General features: G+C 55.4%; 2 protein-coding genes. Both read right to left on the bottom strand.

Going from position 1 to position 2147, the window contains the following annotated elements; all coding sequences use genetic code 11:
* Positions 1–289, bottom strand: a 289-nt coding sequence (locus tag KDK17_RS08105) for an RING finger domain-containing protein (protein ID WP_257287806.1), incomplete at its 3' end; no start/stop codon positions are given.
* A gap of 70 nt (positions 290–359) precedes the next feature.
* On the bottom strand, positions 360–2147 hold a 1788-nt coding region (locus KDK17_RS08100), incomplete at its 5' end, for an ankyrin repeat domain-containing protein (protein ID WP_257287805.1).

The following is a 2147-nucleotide window of genomic DNA, read 5'->3' as shown; positions in this document are numbered from 1 at the left end:
ATGCCTGATTGGGGAAAGATGTATCCGGGTGAGATTCACCGGTGTTCAGATTCACTACAGGCATCGGGTCTTGCCGACACACCGCGCACTGTCGTGAGCCGACCGACTTTCCAACAAACTGCATCGAAATACAGTCCAGATGGAAGCGATGGCCACATTGGGTTCGACATTGAGCTTTGACGTCCACTGGCGCCAGATGACGGCCATGGAAAGGATCTAAACAAATTGGACAGACATCGGCCTCCGACTTAGTTACCGTGGGGAGAGAGGGGCGAGCAATGCCATCCATAAGTAGAACACCTGTGTTAGTCAATAATCAGTACGGATTAGACATAAGAACAGTTCGATAGTTCATTTCCCTACCTTGCCCCGGCCTTGGTTAATGTTTCCACAATGTCGCTATTCCCCATCATGGCTGCGATGGACAGCGGAGTGGCGCCGTCTTTAATTCTGACGGCGTTGAGATCCGCCCCGGCGTTGATCAGGATTTTCACGCAGTCGGTATTGCCTTTCTCGGCAGCGATGAACAGCGGAGTGGAGCCATCCTTGGTCGCGGCGTTGAGATCTGCCTTGGCTTCGATCAGGATTTTCATGCAGCCGATGTTATTTTGTTGTGCAGCGATCAAGAGCGAGGTGGCGCCATGGTCAGTTGGGGCGTTGAGATCTGCCTTGGCCTTGATCAGGATTCTCACGCAGTCGGTGTTATTTTGTTGTGTAGCGATGAACAGTGCGGTGCCGCCATCCATAGTTGAGGTGTTGAGATCCGCCTTAGCTTCAACCAGAGCTTTCACGCAGTCGGTATGGCCTCTCGCAGCTGCGATGAACAGTGCGGTGCTACCGTAATGAGTCTGAGCGTTGAGGTTTGCCTTGGCTTCGATCAGGGCTTTCACGCAGTCAGTATTGCCCACCTCGGCAGCGATGGACAGCGGGGTGCCGCCGTCTATAGTCCTGGCGGCGTTGAGATCGGCCCCAGCGATGATCAGGTCTTTTACGCAGTCGGTATTGCCTTTCCGGGCAGCGGTGAACAGCGGGGTGGCACCATCCGACAAGGCGGCGTTGAGATCCGCCCCGGCTTTGATCAGGATCTTAACACAGTCAGTGCGATTTTCTTGCGCAGCCATGAACAGCGAGGTAGCACCATTCTTAGTCTGGGCGTTGAGATCCGCCCTGGCTTCGACCAGGGCTTTGACGCAGTCGGTATGGCCTCTCGCAGCAGCGATGATTAGCGGGGTAGCGCCATTCTTAGTCTGGGCGTTGAGATCCGCCCTGGCTTCGATCAGGGCTTTCACGCAGTCAGTATTGCCTCTCTGGGCAGCGATGAACAGCGGGGTAATACCACCCTTGGCCCGAGCGTTGATATCTGCCTTGGCTTCGATCAGGGCTTTCACGCAGCTGGTATTGCCCTTCTCAGCTGCGATGCAAAGCGGGGTGGCGCCATCCTTGGTAGGCGTGTCAAGATCCGCCCCGGCGATGATCAGGACTTTCAGGCAGTCGGTCTCGCCCCTCTGGGCTAAGGTGAACAGCGGGGTGTTGCCATCTTTAGTCTGGGCGTTGAGATCCGCCCTGGCTTCGACCAGAGCTTTCACGCAGTCGGTGTTGTTTTCTTGTGCAGCGAAGAACAGCGGGGTGGCGCCATTCCTGGTTCGGGTGTTGAGGTTTGCTCCCGCTTCGATCAGGGCTTTGACGCATTCAGTTTTGCCCATCCTGGCCGCAATGGACAGCGGGGTGGTGCCATCCGACAGGGCGGCATTGAGATTCGCCCCGGCATTGATCAGGGCTTTCACACATTCGGTATTGCCCATCTCGGCTGCAATGGACAGTGGGGTGGCGCCATCCGGACAGGCGGCGTTGACATTCGCCCCGACTTCGATCAGGGCTTGCAGGCAGTCGATTTTATTTTCTTGGGCAGCCATGAACATTGAGGTTGCACCGTACTTACAGACGGCGTTGAGATTCGCCCCGGCGTTGATCAGGCATTCGACGACCGTCTTGTGCCCCCCGAAGGATGCCATCATCAAGGGAGTGTAATCGTCACACGTAATGTTATGGACATTGACATTGACTCCTTCTTCCAGAGACGTGTTTACCTGATCCAAATCCCCTTCAAAACAGGCACGATAAAACGTCTGATCGGGAAAAAATGTATC

This window comes from Endozoicomonas sp. SESOKO2 (genome assembly GCF_024606245.1).
In the GTDB taxonomy this organism is placed as follows: domain Bacteria; phylum Pseudomonadota; class Gammaproteobacteria; order Pseudomonadales; family Endozoicomonadaceae; genus Endozoicomonas_A.
The sequence above is the reverse complement of the archived record's forward strand: the minus strand, read 5'-3'. Positions and strand labels throughout refer to the sequence as shown.